The sequence below is a fragment of the Collimonas sp. OK307 genome (assembly GCF_900113705.1).
In the GTDB taxonomy this organism is placed as follows: domain Bacteria; phylum Pseudomonadota; class Gammaproteobacteria; order Burkholderiales; family Burkholderiaceae_D; genus Collimonas.
In genome coordinates, this window is record NZ_FOQI01000001.1 from 682620 (window position 1) to 709386 (window position 26767).

21 protein-coding genes and 1 tRNA gene are annotated in these 26767 nt (G+C 57.0%); 10 read left to right on the forward strand and 12 right to left on the reverse strand.

Annotation, left to right across the window (positions count from 1 at the left end; genetic code table 11):
• Positions 1-60 precede the first annotated feature (60 nt).
• Complete coding sequence (locus tag BM205_RS03070) at positions 61-1248, forward strand: acyl-CoA dehydrogenase (RefSeq protein WP_092412370.1); 1188 nt, start codon at positions 61-63, stop codon at positions 1246-1248.
• Here the strand turns inward: BM205_RS03070 and BM205_RS03075 are convergent.
• Positions 1220-2278, reverse strand: a complete 1059-nt coding sequence (locus BM205_RS03075; RefSeq protein WP_254783704.1) for an AraC family transcriptional regulator — start codon at positions 2276-2278, stop codon at positions 1220-1222. The two genes, BM205_RS03070 and BM205_RS03075, sit on opposite strands and share 29 nt — an antisense overlap.
• Before the next feature lie 82 nt (positions 2279-2360).
• On the opposite strand from BM205_RS03075, the gene BM205_RS03080 reads away from it, so the two are divergent.
• Entirely contained in the window at positions 2361-3269 is a 909-nt protein-coding gene (locus BM205_RS03080) for a sterol desaturase family protein (RefSeq protein ID WP_092412374.1), read from the forward strand.
• Here the strand turns inward: BM205_RS03080 and BM205_RS23945 are convergent.
• The 4 genes from BM205_RS23945 to BM205_RS03095 all read right to left on the reverse strand — a co-directional run bounded on the left by BM205_RS23945 (position 3219) and on the right by BM205_RS03095 (position 5154).
• Positions 3219-3587 (reverse strand): hypothetical protein, encoded by a 369-nt coding sequence (locus BM205_RS23945; RefSeq protein ID WP_139227201.1) that lies wholly within the window; start codon positions 3585-3587, stop codon positions 3219-3221. The genes BM205_RS03080 and BM205_RS23945 overlap by 51 nt on opposite strands.
• Before the next feature lie 137 nt (positions 3588-3724).
• Positions 3725-3800, reverse strand: a tRNA-Lys gene (locus BM205_RS03085).
• A 114-nt stretch (positions 3801-3914) separates the two neighbouring features.
• Entirely contained in the window at positions 3915-4388 is a 474-nt protein-coding gene (locus tag BM205_RS03090; RefSeq protein ID WP_092412376.1) for a transposase, read from the reverse strand.
• A 142-nt stretch (positions 4389-4530) separates the two neighbouring features.
• Positions 4531-5154: a TetR/AcrR family transcriptional regulator gene (locus BM205_RS03095; protein WP_092412378.1), complete on the reverse strand. Its 624-nt coding sequence runs from the start codon at positions 5152-5154 to the stop codon at positions 4531-4533.
• Positions 5155-5583: 429 nt separating this feature from the next.
• On the opposite strand from BM205_RS03095, the gene BM205_RS03100 reads away from it, so the two are divergent.
• Genes BM205_RS03100 through BM205_RS03110 form a run of 3 tightly spaced genes read left to right on the forward strand, consistent with a single transcriptional unit; the run spans position 5584 to position 11531 of the window.
• Positions 5584-6795, forward strand: a complete 1212-nt coding sequence (locus BM205_RS03100; RefSeq protein ID WP_092412380.1) for an efflux RND transporter periplasmic adaptor subunit — start codon at positions 5584-5586, stop codon at positions 6793-6795.
• Positions 6796-6855: 60 nt separating this feature from the next.
• Entirely contained in the window at positions 6856-10089 is a 3234-nt protein-coding gene (locus BM205_RS03105; protein WP_092412382.1) for an efflux RND transporter permease subunit, read from the forward strand.
• Between the two features lie 2 nt (positions 10090-10091).
• Positions 10092-11531, forward strand: a complete 1440-nt coding sequence (locus tag BM205_RS03110) for an efflux transporter outer membrane subunit (protein WP_092412384.1) — start codon at positions 10092-10094, stop codon at positions 11529-11531.
• A gap of 74 nt (positions 11532-11605) precedes the next feature.
• On the opposite strand, the gene BM205_RS03115 is transcribed toward BM205_RS03110, so the two are convergent.
• Complete coding sequence (locus BM205_RS03115) at positions 11606-12946, reverse strand: MFS transporter (protein WP_254783705.1); 1341 nt, start codon at positions 12944-12946, stop codon at positions 11606-11608.
• A gap of 201 nt (positions 12947-13147) precedes the next feature.
• Here BM205_RS03115 and BM205_RS03120 point away from each other — a divergent pair, with 201 nt between their 5' ends.
• Both BM205_RS03120 and BM205_RS03125 read left to right on the forward strand, forming a co-directional pair.
• Positions 13148-13744 (forward strand): TetR/AcrR family transcriptional regulator, encoded by a 597-nt coding sequence (locus BM205_RS03120; protein ID WP_092412388.1) that lies wholly within the window; start codon positions 13148-13150, stop codon positions 13742-13744.
• Between the two features lie 146 nt (positions 13745-13890).
• Positions 13891-15006, forward strand: coding sequence for an alkene reductase (locus tag BM205_RS03125; protein WP_371326445.1), 1116 nt, complete (start codon positions 13891-13893; stop codon positions 15004-15006).
• 33 nt (positions 15007-15039) lie between these two features.
• Here BM205_RS03125 and BM205_RS03130 read toward each other — a convergent pair whose 3' ends face one another.
• The 3 genes from BM205_RS03130 to BM205_RS03140 form a co-directional block, all read right to left on the reverse strand.
• On the reverse strand, positions 15040-15375 hold the full coding sequence (locus BM205_RS03130; RefSeq protein WP_092412392.1) for a SorB family sulfite dehydrogenase c-type cytochrome subunit: 336 nt from the start codon (positions 15373-15375) through the stop codon (positions 15040-15042).
• A gap of 9 nt (positions 15376-15384) precedes the next feature.
• Positions 15385-16620, reverse strand: a complete 1236-nt coding sequence (locus BM205_RS03135; protein ID WP_092412394.1) for a SorA family sulfite dehydrogenase catalytic subunit — start codon at positions 16618-16620, stop codon at positions 15385-15387.
• A gap of 261 nt (positions 16621-16881) precedes the next feature.
• Complete coding sequence (locus tag BM205_RS03140; RefSeq protein ID WP_092412396.1) at positions 16882-18999, reverse strand: TonB-dependent receptor family protein; 2118 nt, start codon at positions 18997-18999, stop codon at positions 16882-16884.
• A 324-nt stretch (positions 19000-19323) separates the two neighbouring features.
• Between BM205_RS03140 and BM205_RS03145 the strand changes: the two genes are divergently transcribed.
• Both BM205_RS03145 and BM205_RS03150 read left to right on the forward strand, forming a co-directional pair.
• A complete protein-coding gene (locus BM205_RS03145; protein WP_092412398.1) occupies positions 19324-19749 on the forward strand; it encodes a DUF4019 domain-containing protein in 426 nt (141 codons plus the stop codon).
• A gap of 439 nt (positions 19750-20188) precedes the next feature.
• The gene (locus BM205_RS03150; protein WP_092412400.1) at positions 20189-21091 is read left to right on the forward strand and encodes a LysR substrate-binding domain-containing protein; all 903 of its coding nucleotides are present in this window, start codon (positions 20189-20191) and stop codon (positions 21089-21091) included.
• Positions 21092-21230: 139 nt separating this feature from the next.
• Here BM205_RS03150 and BM205_RS03155 read toward each other — a convergent pair whose 3' ends face one another.
• The 3 genes from BM205_RS03155 to BM205_RS03165 form a co-directional block, all read right to left on the reverse strand.
• The gene (locus tag BM205_RS03155; protein ID WP_254783724.1) at positions 21231-22631 is read right to left on the reverse strand and encodes an ATP-binding protein; all 1401 of its coding nucleotides are present in this window, start codon (positions 22629-22631) and stop codon (positions 21231-21233) included.
• Between the two features lie 91 nt (positions 22632-22722).
• Positions 22723-23436, reverse strand: coding sequence for a response regulator (locus BM205_RS03160; protein ID WP_175511148.1), 714 nt, complete (start codon positions 23434-23436; stop codon positions 22723-22725).
• On the reverse strand, positions 23433-24677 hold the full coding sequence (locus tag BM205_RS03165) for an ABC transporter substrate-binding protein (RefSeq protein ID WP_175511128.1): 1245 nt from the start codon (positions 24675-24677) through the stop codon (positions 23433-23435). The genes BM205_RS03160 and BM205_RS03165 overlap by 4 nt, the downstream gene beginning before the upstream one ends.
• Before the next feature lie 592 nt (positions 24678-25269).
• Here BM205_RS03165 and BM205_RS03170 point away from each other — a divergent pair.
• On the forward strand, positions 25270-26529 hold the full coding sequence (locus BM205_RS03170; RefSeq protein WP_092412408.1) for an ABC transporter substrate-binding protein: 1260 nt from the start codon (positions 25270-25272) through the stop codon (positions 26527-26529).
• Positions 26530-26767: the final 238 nt, after the last annotated feature.

Genomic DNA, 26767 nt, shown 5'->3' on the forward strand with positions numbered 1-26767 from the left:
TGACAAAATGCCAAAGTGGTTGAACTGGCGACCTATCCTGCACAACAAAGGAAATTTGACATGAGCACATATAAAATTCAATTCAATCACGAGGATCCGTTGCTCTTGGATATGCAACTGAGCGCCGAAGAGCGCATGGTGCGCGACGCAGCCCGCGCCTATGCGCAAGAGCGATTAATGCCGCGCGTCCAGCTCGCCTTTCGAAATGAACATACCGACCGCGCCATTTTCAACGAAATGGGTGAACTCGGCCTTCTTGGTGCGACCATTCCAGAACAGTATGGCGGCGCCGGCCTTAACTACGTCTCGTATGGCCTGATCGCACGGGAAATTGAACGCACCGATTCTGGCTATCGTTCAATGATGAGCGTCCAGTCGTCTCTGGTCATGGTGCCGATCAACGAATTCGGCTCCGAGGAGCAGAAACACAAGTATCTGCCAAAGCTCAGCAGTGGCGAGTGGGTGGGCTGCTTCGGCCTGACCGAACCCAACCACGGTTCTGATGCTGGCTCGATGCTTACCCGTGCGCGGGCGGTGGACGGCGGCTACGAACTCTCCGGCAACAAGACCTGGATCACCAACTCTCCCATAGCAGATGTATTCGTCGTATGGGCCAAGACCGAAGACGGCGTGATACGCGGCTTTATTCTTGAAAAAGGCTGGAAAGGCCTTTCCACTCCCGCCATCCACGGCAAGGTTGGCCTGCGCGTTTCAATCACCGGCGAGATCGTCATGGATCAGGTGTTCGTACCCAAGGAAAACATGTTGCCCGGCGCCAGCGGCCTGAAAGGCCCCTTCACCTGCCTCAATTCTGCTCGCTTCGGGATCGCCTGGGGCGCATTGGGCGCGGCCGAATCCTGCTACGAAACGGCACGCCAATATGTCCTCGACCGCAAGCAATTTGGCCGTCCTTTGGCCGCGAATCAACTGATTCAGAAAAAGCTGGCGGATATGGTCACTGAAATCAGTCTCGGCCTTCAGGGTTGCCTCCGGCTTGGCCGCATGAAGGACGAAGGCATTGCATCAACCGACCTGACCTCCCTCATGAAACGCAACTCTTGCGGCAAGGCCCTGGACATCGCACGTGTTGCCCGCGACATGCTCGGCGGCAATGGCATTTCGGACGAATTTTCTGTCATCCGCCATATGGTTAATCTTGAGGTTGTGAATACCTACGAAGGTACCCACGACATTCACGCCCTGATCCTCGGTCGCGCAATTACTGGCATTCCAGCTTTCGCGAACTGAGCAAGCGCTGCCGATAATCGTACGGCGTCTGCCCGCTCCAGCGGCGGAATGCGCGGCTAAACGCGCTCTGCTCGGAATAGCCCAGCAACTGAGCGATTTCCGTCAATTGCAGGCGCGGGTCGGCCAGATAGTCTTCGGCCAGGTGTTGGCGAATACTCTCACGTAGTTCCCTGAAATTGATGTCGCTGGCGGCCAGCCGGCGATGCAAGGTGCGGGTCGAAACATGCAGCTCGTTCGCCACCATCTCCAGCTCCGGCTGGCCTTCGCGCACCAGGCGGGCGATGCAGCGCCGCACCGCCTGTTCAAAATCGTCGCTTGGCGGTAATTGCGCCAGCAAGGCGTCGGCTTGTCCCTCCAAGACATTCAACAGAACGGTGTCCGGTTGCCGCAACGGCAATGCCAGCAGCGCGCGCGGGAAGCGGATCGAGGTAACCGCCTGGCCGAACAATACCGGACAGGCGAACCAGTCCCGATAGGGCTGGAGGTTGGCAGGCGCCGGATTCACGAAGCAGATTTCTGTCGCCACGATACGGCGGCCGGTGGCGTTGTGCATCAGCTGCATGAGTGCGCTGATGGCGCATTCGTCAACCAGCGGCCCCGGACGGCCTTGGTCGACACCCCATTCGAGCAGCAAATCGCTGCCCTCCATCGTGGTGCGCATCGGATTGACGTCATACAGCAGACGCTGGTATTGCAAGGTGCGCGCCAGCGCCGCACCCAGGTTCGGGCAAGCCAGCAGCACATATCCCATCACGCCGAAATGGGCGGGGGTAATGGTCTGGCCCAGGTGCAGGCCAAGCAAAGGATCGTGCAGATGTTCGGCGGCGCGTTGCAACAAGGCGCGCCAGGCCGCCACCGGGTAACGCAGCAAACCACGGTCGGCTGCTTCCGGCGCGGCTACGCCCAGCAAGGCGGCAGCGGCCACACCCTGCATATCAAGATACTCATACAGCAATCGCACGTAGGTGCTGGGAACGACACCCCGCACCGGCTGCTCCGTCATGGTTGGGTGCATGGCGAGAATTGTCAAATATTTGTCTGTCGCGGTCAAGCCTTTAAACTTCGCGGGCACTAGAATCGATTACATCGACAAAGCGCATAGGCGGTACATCATGATGGATCTGATTGCCTGGATGGAAACCACCTTCGGTTCCCATATAGAGTGGAAACAGGTGGTGCTGATCGGCATGACGCCATTGTTCCTGATCGGTTTTGCCATCGAATGGCAGGTCATGCGCAAGCGCGGCAGCCGTCAGCAATTCTGCCAGCAGTTCTACTGGAAAGACATCCTGACCAATCTCACCCTCGGCAGCAGCTACCAGCTGTTCGAACTGGCTGTGCATGTGCTATTCGTCGGCGCCGCCATTTTCTGGTTCTGGCACCATCGCTTCTTTACGATTCCAATCAACGGCTGGACCCTGCTGCCGATTTTCGTCGGTGTCGAATTTTGCTACTACTGGTTCCATCGCAGCAGCCATCGCGTACGCTGGTTCTGGACCGCCCACGTAGTGCACCACAGCGGCGAGCATATGAACATGACGACTGCAATGCGCCAGTCGATGCTCTATCCGATCACCGGCTGGTGGCTGTTTTTCATGCCGCTGGTGCTGCTGGGCGTGCATCCGGCAGTGGTGTTCATCCTGTATGCCTGCGATCTGGTATATCAGTTCTTCATCCACACCGAAAGCGTCGGCAAGCTGCATCCGGTGCTGGAATATCTGTTCGACACACCCAGCAACCACCGCGCGCATCATGGCCGCAACGACTGCTATATCGACAAGAATTATGGCGGCGTGCTGATCATTTTCGACCGTCTGTTCGGGACCTATGTGGAAGAACAGGAAGCAGTAGATTACGGCATCAAGCGCCAGGTCTACAGCCACAATCCGCTGACCCTCAACTTCCACGAATTCATTGCGATGTGGCGCGACGTGGCGCAGCCGGGTAATTTGAAGCAGCGCCTGAAACACCTATGGGCGCCGCCGGAATATGAGCGCGGCGATGTCCCTGTATTCGGCTAGATGTTTGCCACGGATGGCGGGCAGCGGCAAAGATGCGAGCGGATTACGCAACCAAGCGTTGATACGTCGCAGTTCATTGGAAAAGCTTTTCTTACGAGGAGTAACTTCTAGTGCGTATCGACTGAGTGCTTTACCGAGTGTCAAGGCGTCGGCATCCCTTAGGGCACCACCTAATCCTTGGAGCAATTGCCCCTCGCTCTCGGAGGCCCATTGAACCGCTTCAGAGTTCGAGGAAAAGGTACGGACGGCTTCGGGATGTCCTTTAATACGGACCCGCGCTTGATATTGCGAAGGGCTACGTTTACGGATTTGTGCCATGTTAAAAATCTCCTGGTTGGAGACCCAACGGCGCAAAAATGGCGCAAAACGCAGAAGCACTAGGTGCGCACCGCACAAAGCAAAAAGGGCTTCCTCGCGGAAACCCTTATGCCTACCAGCACTTACTGATGTTCTGTTGGTGGGGCGTGTGTGATTCGAACACACGACCTACGGATTAAGAGTCCGCTGCTCTACCAGCTGAGCTAACGCCCCAACAGGGGACGAATTATAGCTGCTGTTTATTTTAATTGCTAGTTCTTCGCGGGAATTTCTATCAAATTAAATATCAATCGTTGTTTCCGCCCGTCCCCATGCATCAGCGGGGGTTCAAGCAGTGACCAAACCAACCCAGTGCAAGGTTGATTCATCCTGCGCTGACTGGGTGCGCTTGGCTGGCTCGACGCCCTTGGCGGCTGCGATGGCCGACTTATAGATGGTCTTTTGATTCTTTCTTAGTAACCGTTGCTCGATGCGCCGGGTATACAAATCGCCGTATTCCACAATTCGTCCCAACGTCCGCACCAATTCCGCATCGTCAATCGCGCTTTGCGCCAGCTGACGCCAGAAATCGCATTCGGTCCAGCGCCTGAAACGCATGTAAGCCGTGCTGGAACTGCCAAACTGCTGGGGCAAATGACGCCACACGGTTTTATTCACCACTACCCACAATACCGCCTCGATAAACAAACGGTTGTTTTTTGCATTGGCGCCGGGATCACTCTGCTTGCCCGTCAGGAGCGGCTCCAGCATTTGCCATTGCTCATCTTGAAGCTTGATTTCCTGCTTTTGCACGTGATCCATCGTGGCGGCCCCTGAAAAAATTCTGTTGCGCGAATTGCCTCTCTTGCGAGGCTCAGGCTTAACATTCTAGCGACGGGGGACGGCAAGGAATATAGGACAAGTCTTAAAATTGGAGGCAATGTGTTGCCCTGCCCAATTAATCTCAGAGCGGATCCGGCCAGGCGCGCATCGCTTGCGCACCTATCGCCAGCAGCTTCTCGCGGCTGGCGTTGTCACGTGCCTGGGTCGACATGCCGTGAATGACCGTGACGAAAAAACTGGCTAGTGAAGCGGTGTCGGTATCGGCCGCCATCTCGCCATCGGCGACGCCGCGATCCAGCCGCGCTTTGATGCCGGCTTCCATCTGTCCACGGTAATCCGCCAGCACTTCCTGCACATGCGACGAGGCTGCGGTGCAATTGGTGGCTGAAGTCACGACCATGCAGCCGGGCGGCTGATTCGGGTCGGTTTGAGAAATCGCGATTACCTCGAGATAGCTCCTGATGCTTTCCTTTGCCGTTAGTGGCTCAGCCACAATCGACTCAAAAAAACAGGGTTTTTTGGCCAGGTAATATTCCACCGCTTCCAGGAACAAGCGTTCCTTGTCGCCGAATGCGGTGTACAGGCTGGGCGGCGTGATTCCCATGGCGGTGGTCAGGTCATTGAGCGAGGTCGCCTCGTACCCGTAACGCCAGAAAACCATCATCGCGCTCTCCAGCGCAGTTTCCCTATCAAACGATAAAGGACGGCCGGCCTTCTTGCGCGGCTTGTCTTGTGTCATTTCCATAGTGATCGATATTAAACCACTTGACAGCGCAAAACAAGCCCGCTAGAGTCGCATCATAATTCATAGCGATCACTATTAAATAGAAATTCTGAGGATGCCGGATGTGACCAAAAAGAAACATTAGTGTCTCACAGAATTAAATTCGATGTTTTTCGAGCGCGATTTTTTGCTTTCAAACAACTAGGGAATCAGCACTTTTGGAGGATCGGACAAGAAGCGTGCAGTAAGCGGCTATCGGCTGAAGGCCAGCCGACCTTATATTGCTAATCATGATTTGAGGCACGCCAAGCCAATCAAGAACGCCAATGCCGGTCGCCCGACCAAACCTAGACCTTGAAACCTTACCCGTACGGTCTTCCGCTCAAGTGATTGTTTCAGATTACGCAGTTATTCATTTCCGTTTCCACACATATTATCCAGGGGTCTCACATGCAAACTTCGACACCATTATTTTCTCGTAAAGCGATTGCGATTGCGGTCGGCATCCTCGTCCTCGCCGCCGCCGGCACCTTCACCCTGACTAGCCGCCAAGCCAAAGCGGTCAGCCCGCCACCTGCTGCGGTATCGGTCTCGGTGGCTGCAGTCCTGGAAAAATCGGTCACTGAATGGGATGATTTTTCGGGACGGGTGGAAGCAATTGAAAGGGTTGAAATACGGCCACGCGTATCCGGCACTATCGACGCCGTGCATTTTCAGGAAGGCCAGCTGGTGAAAAAGGGCGATCCGCTGTTCACCATCGATCCCCGCCCCTACCAAGCCGAGCTGGCGCGTGCAGTGGCTACCCAGGCTGGCGCCCAGGCCGGACTGGCGTTGGCAAAAACCGAACTGGCCCGCACCAGCCGCCTGATCGAAGAACATGCAGTAGCCCAGCGTGAACTGGACCAACGTAACAATGCTCTGCTGGAAGCTGACGCCAGCCTTAAGGCGGCGGACGCAGCGGTGCAAACTGCGCGCCTGAACTTGCAATACACATCGATTTCAGCGCCGGTCAGCGGCCGCGTCTCGCGCGCTGAAATCACGGTCGGCAACCTGGTCGGCGCGGGTGTCGCTTCACCGGCCTTGACTACCGTGGTATCGGTGTCGCCGGTGTATGTCAGCTTCGAAGTGGATGAGCAAACCTACATCCGCTACGCCGCCAACGGCGCCGTCGGCAATTCCGGCGTGAGTCACTTGCCGGTCTCTATCGGCCTGGCCAGCGAAGACGGCTATCCGCATCAAGGCCAGATAAAGGCTTTCGACAACCGGCTTGACACCGCCTCCGGCACCATGCGCGTGCGCGCCGTGTTCGACAACCAGAACGGCGCCCTCACCCCGGGCATGTACGCCCGGGTACGCACCGGCGGCTCGGCGGCTGAAACGGCCGTGCTGATCGACGACAAGGCAGTCGGCAACGACCAGGACAAGAAATACGTCATGGTGCTGGGCGCCGACAACAAGGTCACGTATCGCCCGGTCAAGCTCGGTCCGATTGTCGATGGCTTGCGCGTGGTCCGTTCCGGTCTCAAGAAAGATGAGCGGATTGTCGTCAACGGCTTGCAACGGATACGTCCGAACGACCTGGTCACGCCGGTCACCGTAACCATGGATGGAGAAAACACTTCTCCCGCCAAGGCTGCAGTGACGGTGGCTAGTGCTAAATAACAAAGGCAACGACGATCAGCACGATTTTATCGACGCCAAACACAAGCAGAGCCCAACACCATGAATATTTCAAAATTCTTTATCGACCGCCCGATTTTTGCAGGCGTTCTATCTGCGATCATCTTGATCGGCGGCCTGATTTCCATGCTCAGCCTGCCTATCTCCGAATACCCGGAAGTGATTCCGCCATCGGTGATCGTCAAGGCGCAGTATCCCGGCGCCAATCCGCAAACCATCGCGGAAACCGTGGCAACGCCGATCGAGGAACAGATTAACGGCGTCGAAGGCATGCTGTACATGTCTTCGCAAGCCACCTCGGATGGCTTGATGACGCTGACCATCACCTTCAAGCTGGGTACTTCGCCGGACCAGGCCCAGCAACTGGTGCAGAACCGCGTCAACCAGGCGTTGCCGAGATTGCCGGACGTGGTCCAGCGCTTAGGCGTCACTACGGTCAAGAGCTCACCCAACCTGACCATGGTGGTGCATTTGCTGTCGCCTAACGACCGTTACGACATGGCCTACCTGCGTAACTATGCCGTGTTGAATGTCAAAGACCGGCTGGCGCGCCTGCCCGGGATTGGTTCGGTCCAGCTGTTCGGCTCCGGCGATTATTCAATGCGCATCTGGCTCGATCCGCGCAAGGTGGCGGAACGCGGCCTGGCTGCCACCGACGTAGTCAACGCCATCCGTCAGCAAAACGTCAATGTCGCCGCCGGCGTGATTGGCGCTTCGCCGTCGGTGCCCGGGGTTAATTACCAGATTTCGGTAAATGCTCGCGGCCGCCTCGCCAATGAGGAAGAGTTTGGAAACATCGTAGTCCGCACTTCGCCGGATGGCGTCGTCACTTATCTTAAAGACGTAGCGCGAATCGAACTAGGCGCCAGCGAATATGCGTTGCGCTCCCTGCTCGATAACAAGCAGGCCGTAGCGATTCCTATCTTCCAGGCGCCCGGCTCTAACGCATTGGAAATTTCCGATAACGTCCGCGCCACCATGGCCGAACTGAAGAAAGATATGCCGGAAGGCGTCGACTACAAGATCGTATACGACCCGACCCAGTTCGTCCGCTCATCCATCGAGGCGGTGGTCCATACCTTGCTGGAAGCGATTCTGCTGGTCGTGATCGTGGTGATCATTTTCCTGCAAACCTGGCGCGCTTCGATCATCCCGTTGCTTGCAGTACCGGTATCGGTGATCGGTACGTTTGCGGTGATGATGGGCCTGGGTTTTTCGATCAATGCCTTGAGTTTGTTCGGGCTGGTGCTAGCCATCGGGATTGTGGTCGATGACGCCATCGTGGTGGTGGAGAATGTCGAGCGCAATATCGAAAACGGTTTATCCGCGAAAGAAGCCACCTACAAAGCCATGCGTGAAGTCTCCGGACCTATCGTGGCGATTGCGCTGACCTTGTGCGCCGTGTTTATTCCACTGGCTTTCGTCAGCGGCCTGACTGGTCAGTTCTTCAAGCAGTTCGCCCTGACGATTGCGATTTCGACCGTGATTTCAGCGTTCAATTCGCTGACCTTGTCACCGGCACTGGCAGCCCTGCTGCTGAAAGGCCACGGCGCCAAGAAGGATGCGTTCCAACGCCTGATAGATCGTTTCTTCGGCGGCTTCTTTGCCGTGTTCAACAAGGTCTTTCACCGTGCTTCGGACTCCTACAGCGGCGGCGTGACCGGCATCTTGAAACGCAAGTCTGCCGCGCTGGCAGTGTATGCGGTATTGATCGGTGTCACCGTGCTGCTGTTCCATACCGTGCCGAACGGTTTCATCCCGGCCCAGGACAAGCAATACCTGGTGGGCTTTGCGCAATTACCTGACGCCGCATCGCTGGACCGCACCGAAGACGTAATGCGCAAAATGTCGGAAATCGCGTTGAAGCAGCCCGGCGTGGAATCCGCCGTGGCCTTCCCTGGCCTGTCGATCAACGGCTTCGTCAACAGCCCCAACTCCGGCATCGTGTTCACCACGCTCAAACCGTTTGACGAGCGCCGTGGCGCCGACCAGAGCGGGATTGCGATTGCGCAGCAGCTGAATCAAAAATTCGCGGCTATCCAAGGTGCGTTCATCGCCGTCTTTCCGCCGCCACCGGTGCAAGGCCTAGGTACGATTGGCGGCTTCAAGCTGCAGATCGAAGATCGCGCCGCACTCGGCAACCAGGCATTGAGTGACAGTTTGCAGGCATTCATGGCAAAAGCGCAAAAAGCACCGGAGCTGGCTGGGATGTTCTCCAGCTTCCAGATCAATGTGCCGCAGCTATATGCCGATGTCGACCGGGTTCGCGCCCAGCAACTGGGGGTATCGATCCCGGCGGTATTCGATACCTTGCAAATCTACCTCGGGTCGCTGTACGTGAACGATTTCAACAAGTTCGGCCGCACCTTCCAGGTAAGGGTCCAGGCTGACGCACCGTTCCGTGCCCATGCCGAAGACATCGGCTTGCTGAAAGCCCGCAACGACCGCGGCGAGATGGTGCCGTTGTCGTCCTTGTTGAAGATGACGCAAAGCTACGGTCCCGATCAGGCGATACGCTATAACGCCTTCCCTTCTGCCGATGTCAACGGTGGACCGGCGCCTGGCTACAGTACCGGCCAGGCCCAGGCTGCGGTAGAACGCATCGCCGCCGAGACGCTGCCACGCGGCATCAGCTACGAATGGACCGAGATCACTTACCAGGACAAGATTGCCGGCGATACGCTGTTCATCATCCTGCCTTTGTCGATCTTGCTGGTGTTCTTTGTACTGGCGGCGCAATACGAGAGCCTGACCTTGCCGCTGGCAGTGTTGCTGATCGTACCGATGGGCATCTTGTCGGCAATCTTCGGTGTCTGGCTAACGAGAGGCGACGACAACATCTTCACCCAGATCAGCCTGATCGTATTGGTCGGACTGGCGTGTAAGAACGCGATCCTGATAGTGGAGTTTGCGCATGAACTGGAATTGCAAGGGCGTTCCATCTACGCCGCTGCAATCGAAGCTGCCCACCTGCGTCTGCGGCCTATCCTGATGACCTCGATCGCTTTCATCGCCGGCGTCATCCCGCTGATCCTGTCGACCGGCGCCGGTGCTGAAATGCGCCATGCGATGGGGGTCGCGGTGTTCTCCGGCATGATTGGCGTGACTGCTTTCGGGTTGTTCCTGACACCGATCTTTTACGTATTGCTGCGCACCCTGGCATCGCGGTTTACCGGCACCAAACCGCAAGCGGAACATCATGCCGGTCCGGCGCCGACGGCGCACGGACCGGCAGCGCCAGCCATTGCTTCAGTGGCGCACATAGAAGGAATCTAGATATGAAAACTTTCAATTTAAAACTCAGCACGCTGGTTGCCGCACTGGTGCTGGCCGGTTGCTCCACCACCAAACCGCCGGAAAAAATTGCGGTTGACCTGCCGACGCAATATCGCGAAACCGCTAATCTGGATGGCAGCTGGAAAGTCGCGCAACCGGCCGATGGCGCCGATCGCGGCGCCTGGTGGACGGTGTTCGGCGATGCGGAGCTGAACCGGCTGATCGGTGAAGCCACGCAATCCAGCCAGACCCTGGCAATGGCGTTGGCGCGCGTCAAGGAAGCGCGCGCCACCGCCGGCCTGGCCGATGCCGACCGCGCATTCCAGCTGGGCGCCGCCTTCGGCCCGACCCGCCAGGGCACGGCCAGCGCTACATCCACCCAATGGCAGGCACAGCTGGGCGCTTCCTATGAGGTCGATCTGTTCGGTCGCCTGTCGGACAGCAGCCGCGCCGCCCGCCTTGATGTTGAAGGACAGGAAGCGGCCTATCGTTCGGTGTTGCTGGCGCTACAGGCAGATGTCGCCCAGCAGTATTTTGCGATCCGCTCGCTCGATTCGGAACTTGACGTGCTGCAGCAAACCATCAAGTTGCGCCAGGAAAACATGCGGCTGGTGCAGCATCGTTATGATGCCGGTGACACCAGCGAGCTTGATGTAGCGCAAGCCCAGACCGAACTGTCGGTGACCCAGGCAGAACAGGAAGGCGTCAGCCGCAGCCGGGCCCAGCGCGACCATGCGCTGGCGATCCTGCTCGGCAAGGCGCCGGCCCAGTTCTCGCTCGCCACCGAACCGCTGCAACCGGTAACGGTCAGCGTACCGCCCGGCCTGCCCTCCGATCTGCTGGAACGGCGCCCGGACATCGCCCAGGCGCAGCGCCAGCTGGCCGCCGCCAGCGCCCGTATCGGCGTGGCCAAAGCCGGCTTCTTTCCGAGCCTGGTGCTGACGGCTTCCGGCGGCTTCGCGTCGGATGCGCTGCACAACCTGTTCCAATGGTCCAGCCGCAGCTGGCTGCTGGGACCGGTGGTCGGCTCCGTGCTCAATATGCCGTTACTGGACGGTGGCCGCAACAAGGCCAACCTGGCAAAGGCAGATGCCAACTATGAATCGGTGGTGGCCAATTACCGGCAACAGGTGCTGGTCGGCTTCCAGGATGTGGAAGATAACCTGAGCGCCTTGCGCACTCTGGATAATCAAATCCGCTTCCAGGAAGATGCAGTGAAATCGGCTCAACTGGCGGCGCGCCTTGCTGATTCACGTTATCGGAATGGCTCTACCAGCTACTTTGAAGTGATCGACGCGCAACGTTCGAGTCTTTCCGCGCAACGCGCGAAAAGCCAGACCGTTGGCCTGCGTGCGGTGGCGTCGGTGGGCTTGATACGGGCCTTGGGTGGTGGGTGGAATGCACCTGCCGCCGCCAACAATGCCCTGGCTTTGGCTAAATAACGTAGCGATATCAGCATCGCCATCTCCGTAGGGCGGGCACGCCTTTGTGCCCGCCTTACAACACCGGGAAAGCCTTAGTCGCGGATATCGCGCAACGGCGAAGTCTTCAGCAAGCCGAAAGTCAGCAGGCTGCCGCCCACCGCGATCGCAATCAATCCGCTACGCACTCCCAGATGCTCGGCAATCCAGCCGGCCGACAAGGCGCCCAGCGGCGCCGCCGCCACGGTCATGAAACGCATGGTTGACACCATGCGGCCGTGATAAGCGTCGGGCGTCAGTTTCAGGCGCAGTGCCAGGTAAGGCATGAAATACAGCATGGCGCTGCAATCGAAGATGAACACCACTATGCCGTAAGCCAATGCGCTCAGCAACGGCGAGCCAAACAGGTTGGCCGGAATCATTGCCAGCAACAGCCACGCCGCGCCAGTGCCGCCCAGGCCGATCAGGATCGTGCGCCCGCTGCCGAATCGCCGTGACAAAGGCTTGAGCAATATGGAGCTGACCAGCACGCCAAGACCACCCAGCGTTTGCGCTGCGCCCAACACGCCTGGCGACATGCCCAGCTGGTGGGTGGCGAACAGGATCTGCAACGCCAGGTAACCATTGAACAGCACTTGCCACAAGGCGGTACCCCAGGCCAGCGCCCACAGCACTTCGTGATTCCACACCATCTTGATGCCATCCACCATTTCGCGGAAAGGATGGCGATCGGACGGCGCAGGATACGTGTCGCGCTTGCGCAGAAAACGCAAATTCCACCATGACCCGATAAACCCGAGGGCATCGACCAGCACCGCTACCGGCGCCGTCAGCAATTGCACCAGCATGCCGGCGATGCCCGGACCGATCAGTCGCGCCATCGAATCGGTAGCGGCAAACTTGCTTTGCGCATCCAGTAAATGCTCGCGCCCTACCAGTTGCGCCAGAAACACCTGGGAAGCGCTGCCGCCAATGACAAAGCCGATCCCCATCAGGAAGCCGACCGCGTACAGCACATGCATGTTCAGCAATCCCAGCCAGTAGCTTATCGGGATCACCGCCAGCACGACGCCAAACAGGAATTCCGACCACAGCAGTACCGGATACTTGCTGCGCCGGTCCAGCCAGACGCCGACTGGCAGCGAGAACAAGGCGAACGGCAAGGTCTGCAAGGCAATCAGCATGCCCATCTGGGCCGGAGTGGCTTGCAGCAAAAGTACTGCGGTGAGCGGAATCGCCAGGCTGCTGATCTGCTCGCCGAAGCTGGCGATGACGGTGGTCAGCCAGAAGCGCCGGAAGTCGCGGTGGCGTAGCATCGGATCGGCCGACAGCTTGCGTGTGAAAAATTGACGGAATGCGGTAAAAATAATGCAACTCTCTGAAAGCGGCAACACTGGGTAAGTAAGCGCGGCACGGATAGTTCCTGATGGGAACATTAACCAAATGATAGCAGTAATGCAGCTGGCATTTACCTGCCGCCGCAAATTAAATTTGCTGGATGTTCATAGGTGAAATGAGCGAAAGCGAGGATTCATTCCGAAGCCTTTTGATGAAATTTCGAAACCCGGAAAAGATATCTATAAATCATCATTTTTCAACGTCAAGCAATTTGAGACGACTGGTCATATAATAGCGGAATGAATAAAGTCCTAACCCCCAACGATACCCGCGCAACCTTGCTCGAAACCGGCCTCCGGCTGTTCGCAGAGCAAGGATACAACGGCACCGGCATCAAGGAAATCGTCGATGCTACCGGCGTACCCAAGGGTTCGTTTTACAACTATTTCAAGAGCAAGGAAGACTTCGGCGCCGAGGTCATCTCGTTTTATGCCGACGGCTTCGCTGACAAGTGGTCGGCTTACTTTGCCGAGGGCCCGGAACAACCGTTGGCCGCGTTGCGTTACACCTACGAACGCCTCATCAGCTATCACGAACAGTGCGAAGTGAAAGCCGGCTGCCTGTTGGGCAATTTTGCTGCCGAAATGTCGGAATCCAGCGAACTCTGCCGCCTCACCCTGCAGGAAGTGGTCGGCGGCTGGCGCAAGCGTTTCGCCAGCTATCTGCGCAAAGCCCAGGCCGACGGCTCGGTACGTACCGACCTGAGTGCAGAGCAACTGACCGATTTTTTCTGGAACGCCTGGGAAGGCGCCCTGCTGCGCATGAAAATCGAACGTTCCACAGCGCCGGTGCGTGCCTGCGTCAATCTGATGTTCGATCATTTTTTCCTGCCTTAGCGTCACAGAAGCCACAGGAGGAATTGATTTTTTTTATTAAAACAAATCCGAGACGACCGGTCATTTATTAATCAACATTGCAGTTTTTTTAGCAGCAAGTCAAACCACCAATCGCCTGACAGCGATTTATTCACGAAGGAATGCACATGAGCCGCACCCAAGAAACCCGTACCGAAGACAGCCTGTTCCAACCTGCCCGCATCGGCGACATCGAAGTATCCAACCGGATTGTGATGGCGCCGCTGACCCGCAACCGCGCCGGCGAAGGCAATGTACCGAACGAATTGAACCTGAAATATTACGCCCAGCGCGCATCGGCCGGCCTGATCGTTACCGAAGCGACCCAGGTCTCAGCCCAGGCCCAGGGTTACGCTAACACGCCCGGCCTGCATACGCCGGAACAAGTCGCCGCCTGGAAAAAAATCACCGACGCCGTGCATGAAAAAGGCGGCCGCATCGTGGTGCAAATCTGGCATACCGGCCGCATGTCGCACGTCTCCTTCCAGCCGGACGGCAAGGCGCCAGTAGCGCCATCCGCAATCCGCGCCGACGCCAAGACCTTTGTACCCGGCGAAGGATATGTCGACACCTCGGTGCCGCGTGAACTGCCGCTGGCTGATATCCCGGGCGTGATCGACGACTTCTGTCAAACGGCGCGACGTGCCATGGACGCCGGTTTCGATGGCATTGAAATCCACGGTGCACACGGCTATCTGCTCGACAGCTTCCTGCGCGACGGCTCGAATCACCGTACCGACATCTACGGCGGCAGCATTGAAAATCGCAGCCGCCTGCTGTTGGAAGTAGTAGCCGCAACCAGCGCTGAAATCGGCGGCGGCCGCGTCGGAGTGCGCCTCTCGCCAGTATCACCGGTCAACGATTCCAGCGAAAGCCAGCCGCAACCGTTGTTCAACTATCTGGTGGAACAGCTCAACCAGTTTGGCCTGGCTTATCTGCACGTAGTCGAAGGCCACACCGGCGGTCCGCGCGACAACGCACCGTTTGATTACGAAGCATTGCACCAGCGCTTTGACGGCGCCTGGATGGTGAATAACGGCTACGACCGCTTGATGGCACGTGAAGCCATCGCCAGCGGTCATGGCGACCTGGTTGCTTTCGGCCGCGCCTTCATCACCAATCCGGACCTGGTATATCGTTTGCAGCACAACTTGCCGTTGAATGTGCCGTTTGCCGATGCGCCGTTGTATGGTGGCGAGGGTGAGCACGGGTATACCGATTACCCGGCGTTGACCGAAGCGTAAGCAGCAAGCGACCTGAACTCACAGCCGGCGCAGCTACGGTGCTGCGGCCGGCTTTTCACTGCCATAGGTGATCGCCAGATATTCTCCAATCTGCTTAACCTGGTCATCGCTCAGAGGTGCGCCATATGCGTGCTGCATTTTCGCCACTTCCGCAGTCCATTGCGTCAGAGTCATCTTGCCAGGCTGCTGGTTGATGTAATCGGCAGAATGGCAGATCGCGCACATTTGCGTGGCGACCACATAACCCGGATGCGTGGAAGGCTTGAGCTGGGCCGTTTCCTGCGGTAGCGTAATACTCACGGGCGCTGCCGATGCAATCGCAACTGCACCAAACAGGACGCCGGCAACCATCGTTTTTACGTAGTTCATGGCGATCTCCTAAGCAACGCTTATTTTTGTGGTTTCGATCACGTTGCGCGCATAACCCGCAGGATTCCAGGTGGCTTCAAGCGGCTGGATTTCACCACTCTGCGCGGTCGCCCTTACCATCAGCTGCAACTCTCCCTTGCGCGACGGCGTGATGCCGAAGCGCCATTCGCGGAACGAGTATTTTCCGAGATCTTTACCTAGCACTGCACTCTTCCATGTCTGGCCGCCGTCAGCTGAAATATCGACGGTCTTGATGCCGCTGCCGCCATCGAACGCAATTCCTTTCAGTTCGATCCGACGCCCGGCGTGGACCACCGAGCCGTCGTGCAAGCTGGTGATAAAGGAACGTGTCTTCAAACGCGAAATCGGCCGTGTTTTCCCTGGCGCGGTTCCGGGCGCCACACACATGCAATCGTTGTCGGGTACCCGGTACGCCGTCGCCATGAAGAAACCGTCATAGACGCGGTCGAGAACTTCGATTTCATTCAGATGCTTGACCCAATATGTGCCGAAATAACCAGGTACGATCAGCTTGATCGGATAGCCGTTCAAGAAAGGAATATCGGCGCCGTTCATGGACCAGGCGATGATCGGTTCGCCGCTGAGGGCGTGATCGATATCGAGCGCCTTGATGAAATCCGGCGTGGTCGGTAGTACTGGCTGATCCAGTCCGTTGAAGCTCACTTGTTTAGCATCGGCCAGCACGCCGGCATGCTCCAGCACCGCCTTCAACGGCACGCCGACCCAGCGCGCATTCCCCATCGAGCCGTTACCGAGCTGGGCGCCGAATACACGCGGTGTCGAAAATGCGCGGCTGTTGCCGGAACACTGGTTGACCGCGACCACTTCTACCGCTGGCGCAATCGCCTTCAGTTCAGTCAGTGACAATGACAGTTCGCGCGTGACCCGGCCGCTGATCTTCAAGCGATAGGTTCTTACATCAATCGAGGTCGGGATATTGGCCAGGTGGTAGCGCACGAAAAATGCATCGTTGGCGGTAAGCGGCCCTTCGTTGAACACGCTGAAAGGCGTTTCGAGATGCGGCGGACGCGTTGTGATCCGCATCAACGGGCGTTTTTGCGGATAGGCGATCAGGTCTCGCTCGCCGTTGTCCACCGGTATGCTGGTGGTGGCGGCGGCCGCAACGCTGTGCAACGGCGCCAGCGCCAGTGAGCCGGCAGCTAGCCCGGCATGCTGCAAAAATTTGCGACGGCTGGATGTAGCATTGCCTTCGTCGGATTTCATGGCTGTCTCCCGTGATATCAACATTGTTGTAGTTGTGAGAGCTGACCTGCCATCAAAAATTGCTGCGGTGCGGCCGATTCAGCTCGTTTTTCATCCAATAATATGACAAGAACTTTAGTACGATAGCGCGGAGCCGTAAAGCAAATTGCAAAGCTGATATCTACCTACGCAGTAGGTAGATCGTATCGAAAACAAATAGCTGCAAATAAAAATGGAAGCCCGCGGCTTCCATTTTTGGTCCTGCACTACACTCTCCGGATATCAGAAAGCAATACGTCCCTGCACGTAAACCATGCGCGGCGCGCCAACCAGCTTGCCGATATTCGAATCGGTAGTGCGTGTGAAATAACGCTTGCCGGTCAGATTATTGACACCAGCCAGCAACTCCGTCCCCTTCAAACCCGGCACTTTCCAGTTGACTTGCGCGTTCCAGGTACGGAAGCCGGGAATCTCGCCGTTGCCGCCATTCGCGCTTTCAGCGATGGTGTTGGCGTTATCGGCAAACTGCCGGCTTTGATGCGTGGTCGACAGATCGAAGCCCCAGGCGCCGATCGCATAACGGGCGCCGATGGTGTCGGTATTGCGCGAGTAGAACGGCACGTCGAGGCCGGCCGTCGGCCCGGATTTCTGCAGCGCGCGGGTGTAGGTGTAGTTTGCATAAAGATTCAGGCCGGCCAATACACCCGCCTTGTCAAAAGCATAGTCGACCGCCGTCTCGATACCGTCGTGACGGGTGGCGCCGATATTCTGGAACACTGCCGGCGAGCTGCCTGCTACCTGCTGGATCTGGTTGTCGAAACGGATGTCGAAAACGGTGATCTCGGCCGACAGCTGGCGGCTCTTCCAGCGCGCGCCGATTTCAGCGGTCTTCGCCAATTCCGGCACCAGCGGATTGCCGACGATGGCCGCATTCAGCTGGGTATTCTGGACCGGGCCGAACGAGGTGCTGTAATTGCTGAACAGCGTCAGATTCCGGTTCAACAGATACGCCACACTGATCGAGGGCAGCGGCTTGTTGTTATCGATCGGGAATACCGGACCGTTGAGGACGTCGGTACGGGTCGATCGGATATGTTCGTAGCGGATGCCGGGCGTAATGCGCCAGTCGCCAAGTGAAATCTTGTCGTCGATGTAGACCGCATGGGCGCCGGTAAAGTTGTCGAAAGAGCTGGACAACGGCGTGGCGATCCCGGTTGCTACCGATGTGTTGTACACCAGGTCATTGCCGGTTTCACGGATATAGCGATAGCCGACCGTCACATCGTTGATGCTGCCGCCAAGATTGAAGCGTTGGGTATAGCGTGGCTCGATCCCCAGCGTCTGGTAAGTGCGCGGCTGATGGCCGAGGACTTTCCCGTTGATCAGCGTACTTTGACGGAAGCTCTCGTTGTAATAAGTGCGGATCTCGAATTCCTGGGTATCGGAAATCGTATTCAGGTAACCGATGTCGGCGCCCTTGCGGGTACCGCTCCAGAAGTCGGTGGGCCGGGTGTTCTGGAACGGGTTGGCCGCGTATTGCACGGTGGTCAAGCCGCCCGGCGTCTGCGAGCGCACATCGTAGTACGACAGCTTGCCGTAGATCTCGGAACCCGGGGTCAGCTGGTAGCGGTATTTCAAGGCAAAATCGTTGACCGTTTCACCGCTGTTGGCGCGCCAGCCGGAGCCGTCGACGCCGGAATACAGCACTGCCAGGCCAAGACCGTTGTCCAGCTGGCTGCCGACGAAGGCGCTGTACTGGCGATTGGCGCCGCCGGCCTCGGTGCAGTTGTTGGTGCGCACGGTGGCGTCGCCATTGAAACCCGGCTCGGTCGGAATCGAGCGGGTCTTGAAATTGATGATGCCGCCGACGTTCTGCGGGCCGAACCGGACCGAGCCGGCGCCGCGTACGACGTCAATCGATTCGATGTTGTTCAGGCTGACCGGCGCAAAGGACAGCTGCGGCTGGCCATACGGTGCGACCGCCAGCGGAATACCGTCGAGCAGTACCGTGGAGCGTGGCGAGAAACGCCCTGCCAGCCCGCGCACGCCGATATTCAGCGAGACGGAACTGCCGGCAGAACTGGAGTTGTCGCTCACCTGTACGCCAGGGATACGGCGCATCACGTCGCCGATACTGGAAGCACCGGAATCCTCGATATCTTCTTTCTTGATCACGGTACGCGCACCGGGATAGCGCTTTACGCTGTTTTGCAGACCTGTGCCTAACCAGTCGCCGCTGACCTGGATAGATTCCAGCGCATGCTCTTCTGCGGCAGCAGCGTCGATTTGCTGTGCGTGCAGCGTCGCCGGCACAGTAAATACAGCCAGCGCCAGGGTGACGGCAGCAGAGCATTTCAAGCGCGGGGTGGTCAAAGGCTGGGGAAATTCGAGGACTGCCATGCGGTTTATTCTCCTGATACGCAATTCATGTTCGCACTGGCTGTTCTATTGCTACGCGACATGGTCGGGAACGGGAGATACTGGCTGGCGGTGGGTCGGTCGGTTACGATAAGTTACAAATAGTAATGATTCTCATTATTAGCGTCAACACAAACCCTGAAAATGTTGTTTTTTCGATTTCGCCGATGCAGTTCGTTACCGGGCAGCACGGGCAATACAGTTGCATTGCAAATAGCAGCGGCAACCCCTATGATCTGAGCGTATCGGCAAGGCATATGCCTATCTGCGCGACCTGTTGAAATTTAATCCAGGGGGAAACGGAAAATGAAAACCATACTGACACTAGTCACCGCCGTGCTACTGGCATCCACCACGCCCTCCTTCGCCGCAGATCAGCAAGCCGAACTCATAAAGCAAGCTCAAGCCGCAGCTACCAGCTGGGTGTCGCTAACCGATGCCGGCAAGTATGGCGAGAGCTGGGAACGCGCAGGCACATTCTTTAAGACCGGCATCGCAAAAAACACGTGGGAAACCGGCATCCGTTCGTTAAGGGCGCCGCTGGGCTCAGTCAAGGCACGTGAGCTCAAGAGCACGGAATATGCGACTACCCTGCCCGGCGCACCCGATGGCGAATACGTGGTGATCCAGTACGAAACACAGTTCGAAAACAAAAAATCCGCGGTTGAAACCATCACGCCGATGCGTGAAAAAGACGGCAGCTGGAAAGTTTCAGGCTACTTCATCCGTTAACGGAAATAGCTGGAGATAGAAAAAGCGAAGTATGGAAGTAGTGGGAGATGCAGATGGGGCAAACCAGAAGAAACAGTGATCGACAGAGTTGCGGCCGTGGCGGCTCAGCTTATAACCCCAGGATCCGAAAGCCACCTCGTGAGGGCCTCGAAATCTCTTAATACAGGGCGCCTTGTGGGCAAATCTGGACATAACCAGAATTCTTTCGCGCAGATGACAGCGTAGAGCCGTCTGTGCGCCGACTGAATATCATTGAATGTTATTCAGCGTAATTCTTCGTAAGACCGGTATTGTCGGCAGCGACAAATACCATATCTCCAATGCAGACAGTGTTACAAGAATGGAATATGATGTCCACTCACAAATTCGTATGCACCATAGCAGTTTGTTATATAGCCTCAGGTGCGCACGAGACAGCACTCTGCATTGACATAAGACCATGATCCGTTTCAGACAAATCGAAGCCTTCCGCTCACTCATGATTTCCGGCACCAGCGTGTCTGCCGCCCGCCGCATGCATGTAACCCAACCGGCAATCAGCAGGCTGATTGCCGATTTAGAGGCGGACCTCGGTTTCCGTCTGTTCAACCGCGCCAAAGGCCGCCTGGAACCGACCAACGCCGGCGTGCGCTTTTATAAAGCGGTCGAAGAAAATTTCCTGGGACTGGAACGGCTGATGCAAGTGGCCGGCAACATTCGCCATGAAGCGCCGGAAGGTCTCACCATTGCCTGCCTGCCGGTGTTATCCACCACTTTGCTGCCGGAGATATTGCAGCGTTTCTTTAAACAGCATCCGGATGTCTCGGTCAAGATCGATAGCTGCACCGTGCCCGAGATCCTGGTCAGCCTGCAAGATCTCAAGGTCGACATGGCGTTGAGCCTGGCGTTTCCGCCATTTGCCGGCATCGAGGTGGAACCGATCATGGAGGCAACCGTATTGTGTGCCATGCTGGCGACTCACCCGCTGGCGCAAAAAGAAATCATCGTGCCCGAAGATCTTGACGGTGAAAACGTGATCGGCTGGATGCCCAACAGCGCGCAGTCGTATGACCGTGAATTATCGACGTTGAAATCATCCCAGATCCGCCCCAACTACACGATTCAGACGCATACCTCGCACACCCGTTACGCCATGGTTGCGAATGGTTTCGGCGTGGCTATCGTGGAGCCGTTTGCAGCCAAGATCTGGCGTCCTCACGGCGTCATCACGCGCCCGTTCAAGGCCGACATCAATTACAAATACGTACTCGCCTACCCAAGCGGTGGCATCCGCTCGGAACTGGCGCACGACCTGCGTGAAGCGGCTTTGCACGTTGCGAAGAATTATAGTTTTGGTTTGTAGTACACGTCACGGCCACGGAGATAGGCGATTCACTTGTCGGCGGTTTGTTTCTTAGCGTTTTTACTGCTTCTGCTCCGTGGTCCACTAAGCGGGGTCAGAGTGAAGTTCGGATTGCTTGTCGCATATGCCGTATGCCGAGCTAACTCGCAGGCAAGACGATGGTTGCCACCAGCCCGCCATCGACGTGGTTGTGCAACTGCAGCTCGCCGCCATGCGCTTGCACGATATTACGTGCGATACCCAAGCCCAGTCCCATGCCGCCGGCGTTCTGGTCGCGGCCATGTTCCAGCCGGGTGTATGGATCAAACAAGCTATGCAAGGCTTCTTGGGGTACGCCGGGGCCGTGATCGCGGATCTGGATCTGGATTTCGTTGCCTGACTCGCCGGTAATCGCAGTGACCGCGATTTTGACTTTTTCACCGTAGTGCAAGGCATTGTCGAACAAGTTGCCGATAGCGCGCTTGAGCGCCAGCGGCTTTGCCATCACCGTCAACCCCGACTCGCTGAACGCCACCTCATGCCCTGCCATGCGGGCGTCGCGGATCATGCGCAAGATCAGCGCGTCAAGCTTTACCTCGGTACGGTTTTCATGGATATCGCTGTCCTTGACCGATTGCAAAGCGCCTTTCACCATCATGTCGAGCTCGTCCAGGTCTTCATGGAATTCACTGCGCAGCTCCTCGTCGTCCAGCAATTCGGTACGCAACTTCAGGCGCGTGATCGGCGTGCGCAAATCATGCGAGATGGAGACGAACAAACGCTCGCGGTCATCCAGGTAACGCTTGATGCGCTCGCGCATGGCACGGAAAGCACGCGCGGTCTTGATAAATTCGCGGCTGCCGGTTTCGGGTAGTTCGGGAGCGGTCTCGCCTTTGCCGAATGCTTCGGCGGCATCCGATAGCGCCGCCAGTGGCCGCGTGGTCCAACGCACCACCAGGATAGACAGCAATAGCACGGTGGCCAGCGACACGCCTTGCAACAGCAGGCGTTCCGGCGACAAGGGATTATCGCTATCGAGGAAATAAGGGTTAGGCATCAGGGCGGCCAGGTATAACCAGTTGCCGGGTTCAAGCTCGGTCTGGATTACCAGCACCGGTGCTGGATTCGGCTTGATCAGCAGCGTGTGCTGGACCCAGCTGTCTGGCAAATCCGCAACCTGCAGACCTTCGGGCGACACCATCAGATCGTCGGGCCAGGCAAACGCCAGCCGGAATCCGGGCAGGAAAGGTAAATCGGTTTTCAACGTCGCGCCGATATCGGTCAGCGCCATGTTGGCCAGGGGATTATCGGCAATCTTGTGGATGGTGACGGGGCCGTCGTTGGTGTTCACAAAAAACCGGGTGCCGCCCATTTCACGTAATTGCTGGATCAGGATCGGCCGATAATTTGCCGGCAAGCTCATGAAAAAACGGATCGCGCTGGCCGCAGTGTGGGCCAGATGCTGGGCTGCGGTCTTGGTTTCGATTTCCGCCTTGCTGCGTAGCTGCGCAGACCAGATCAAGCCGCCGGCCAATTGCGTCACCAGCACGCCGAACACCATGACTACCGAGAGCCGCCCCAGCAACGTATGCGGCAACAGCCAGGACAGCAGTTGGTTATACCATGCTGACCAGCTACGCCTGGGCACCGCTTCAGATTTGCGCAGCGGCCACATCGGCAGAGAATACATAGCCGGCGCCGCGCACCGTCTTGATCAGATGCGGGTCCTTGCCGCCGTCGTTCAGGCGCAAACGTAATTTGCTGATCTGCACATCCAGCGAACGGTCCAGCGGCCCGACATCGCGGCCGCGGGTTTCTTCGCACAGCACACCGCGATCGAGTACGTCGCCCGGATGCTCGACAAAGTATTTCAGCAATTGATAATCAAGGCCGGTAAGCGCCACCAGCTGGCCGTCCGGATCGCTCAGGGTGCGCTCTACGGTATCCAGCGTAAAGCCGACAAAACGGTAATAGCGCGGCGCGACGGCGCTGTCTATGCCGGTGCGGCGATGGATGGCTTTGATCCGCGCCAGCAGTTCACGCGGGCTGTAAGGCTTGGCGATATAGTCGTCGGCGCCAAGCTCCAGGCCGACCACCCGGTCGGTCTCATCGGAACTGGCGGTGAGCATGATGATCGGTACGTTGGAACGGCGACGGACCGTTTTGCACAAGGCAAAACCGTCGGTATCCGGCAGCATCACATCCAGGATCACCAGCGACAGCTCTTCCGCGTAGCGCTGGAACTCGGCCAGGAACGCTTCACCGTTGTGCGCCAGGCGCACTTCATACTGATTTTTTTCCAGATAGGCTTTTAACAGCGTCCGGGTTTTCTGGTCGTCGTCGACGATCAATATCTTGCGCATTATTCCTGCTTTCCTGTTTTCGACAATGACCGGGCGATGTTGGTCAACTTACGCTGAATATCGCTCTCGCTCATCTTGTCGTCCATGAAATAACGATGCACTTCAGCCACGATAGCGTCTTTCGCGGTTTCGTCTGCGGCCATGCGGTGCACCAGGCTTGGCGCCTGGAATGCACCGCCCTTGGTGAACGCGTTCCATGAGGCGCGCGCGCAGCTATCCATTTTCGACAAATCCGGGGAGCGCCACACCGGAATCGCACCCTTAGCCTGATTGTAAGCGGTTTGCACCGGCTGCGACATGATCAGCTGCGCCAGTTTTTCCTGCGCCGGCTGATGCGAATAATCGCCGGCGAACATGGCCAGTGTGTCGACGCTGTACAAATGATAGTCTGCAGTGCCTGGCACCGCGACGCAAGAAAAATCCCGATCGGTAGTCAAACCCCAGGCCAGCAGCTCGCCCTTGGCCCAATCTCCCATGACAAACATGGCGGCATCGCCGTCGGCCAGCTGCCGTGTCATGTCCGGCCACGGGCGCTCTCTGAGAGGCGCCGGCATCCATTCCTTGAGCGCCCGCAGGCGCTTCAACGCATGGATCATGCGGGCGTCGCCAAACGCGCCGGGATTCAAATCGACGAACAGGGAGCGATAATAAGCCGGGCCGCTTTCCGCCAGCACCAGCGTTTCAAACAAGGTAGCGACTTGCCAGGCCTCGCTGCTTTGCGCCAGCGGGGTAATGCCGGCATGTTTGAGTTTGTCTGCCACCCGGTCGAATTCAGCCCAGGTCTTGGGCGCCGCCAAACCGAGCCGGTCGAAAATCTTCTTGTTATAGAACAGATTGTTGATGCGGTGTATGCCCAGCGGCACCGCCACCACATGGCCGCGGTTATGCACCAGCGACCACACCGTGGGAAACAACAGTTTTTGCCAGTTGCCCGGAGTGGCGACATCGTCCAGTTCCAGCAACAAGCCGAGATCGGCCCACTCGCCAAACACAATCCCGTTAAGCTGGGTGGCTTCAGGCGCTTTACCTGCCAGCACCATACTCTTGAGTACCTTGCTGGCGCCAAGGCCGGCCCCACCAGGAATGGCCAGGTCACGCCACTGAATATTTTCTTCGGCCAGTTTGCTGCTCAACACGTCTACCGCCTTGCGCTCGCCGGCGGAAGTCCACCAATGCACCACCTGCAATGCCGCTGCCGGTTGATTGGCGACGGCGGCCGGCGCTATAGTGGCGGCATCGGCCATACCGATCGTGTATTTGAATAGGTAAAGTATTGCCAGGAGTACTGTCAGAAGTACGATCGAACTACGAGATCTTGTAACCCGGGTTTTCGCGTCTCCCCTGTCATCCGCGTGTCGCTTATCAATCATCTAGCGCCTTGTTGATATTCTTATAAATGCTTGTTCCATCTCCCACATCGCGTGTGACTATAGCGCAAGTCCGGTATACAACGTTAACGCTTCTCTAGTTTTGTAAAGAAACGTAAAGTTTCGTAATTTTATCCATAGTTCTGGAAAGCCCGTATCGCTGCCGATCTGTCCTGTCCCAGGATGAACGAACAACAATTGGCTCCGAACAGTGTAAAGATATGTAATCGGCAAAAACCTGACATTTTAATTTTTACCAATAAAATCAAATACTTAAATAAATTTTATAGATGAGTTGCAACTAAGATGGCAGCACATTTTTTATGGTGCTAATGTCTGTTCGCGGCACTTTAATTAGCATCGCGCTCTAGAAAGTGCAGCAGTTAAGAAGCAGTTGAGGATGCAGTTAAAGAAGCAATTGAGACCCCAAGCAATAAAAACCAAGCCATAAATCCAAGAGGAGACATTGATGCAAACCATCAACCGAATTCGCACTATCCGCAATGCCGTACTGATCGCCCTGGCGACCGTTGGCACGGCACAAGCCGGCACGCTGACGATTGAAAGCTGGCGCGTCGACGACAAGACCTTGTGGGAAACCGTGCTGATCCCGGCTTTCCAGAAAAAAAATCCTGGAATTGAAGTCAAATTTGCACCTACCGCCCCTACCGAATACGACTCCAGCCTGACCGCCCGCCTGGCCGGCGGCACCGCTGGCGACCTGATCGCCTGCCGTCCTTTCGATGTCTCCTTGTCTTTGTACAAGAAGGGCAACCTGGAAAAGCTGGATGGCAAACCAGGCATGGAACACTTCCCTGCCTCAGCCAAGACAGCCTGGCAGAGCGACGATGGCAAAGACACGTTCTGTATGCCTATCGCCTCGGTGATCCACGGCTTCCTGTACAACCAGAAGATTTTCAAAGACCTGAACCTGCAACCGCCGAAGACTGAAGCCGAGTTCTTCAAGGTGCTCGACACCATCAAGGCCAATGGCAAATACGCGCCTCTGGCGCTGGGTACGAACGATCAGTGGGAATCCAGCCAGATCATCTTTACCGGCATCGGCCCTAACTACTGGAAAGGCGAAGAAGGCCGCAAGGCGCTGATCTCCGGCAAGGAAAAATTTACCGATCCGAACTTCGTCAACGCCTTTGAGTACGAAGCCAAACTGGGCAAATACCTGTCCAAGGGCGCCAGCTCGCAAACCTATGGCGACAGCCAGAATCAGTTCGCGCTGGGCAAGGCAGCGATCTACCCTGCCGGCTCATGGGATATCGCCTATTTCAACGACAATTCGAAAATCTCGATGGGTGCGTTCCCGCCGCCAGTGCCTAAAGCCGGCGACAAATGCTATATCTCCGATCACAACGATATCGGCATGGGCGTCAACAAGAAATCCAAGAACAAGGAAGATGCCTACAAATTCCTGGCTTGGCTCGGCTCGCAAGAATTTGCTGACATCTACACCAACAAGGTTACCGGCTTCTTCTCATTGTCGGATCACCTGATCACGGTCAAGGATCCGGTTGCAAAGCAAATGATTGACTGGCGTAAGTCGTGCTCGTCGACCATCCGCCTCAACGCGCAAATCCTCAACCGCGGTGAACCGAGCATGGAAAACCAGCTGTGGAACGTGAATGCACAGGTTCTGAACGGCAAACTGGCGCCTAAGGAAGCTGCGGCACAAATCCAGACCGGTTTCGCCAAGTGGTATAAGCCGCAACAGTAAGCGCCTATTGCAGCCTATTGCAATAGTGCTATCGGCTGGCAAAGGAAGGGTTTAAGATCCACCTTACCCTTTGCCGGCTAGCAAGCAGGTGTAGTTTCTCCGAAGTAGTACTACACTTGCATCCAAGGCTTGCCGCTTAGGTAAGCCCGTGAAGAACGGCACTGATACAAAAATATAAGCCGGCATCACGCCCAGATTCCATGGTCCGCTTAGTGGGGTTGTAGCTGCTTTCACGATC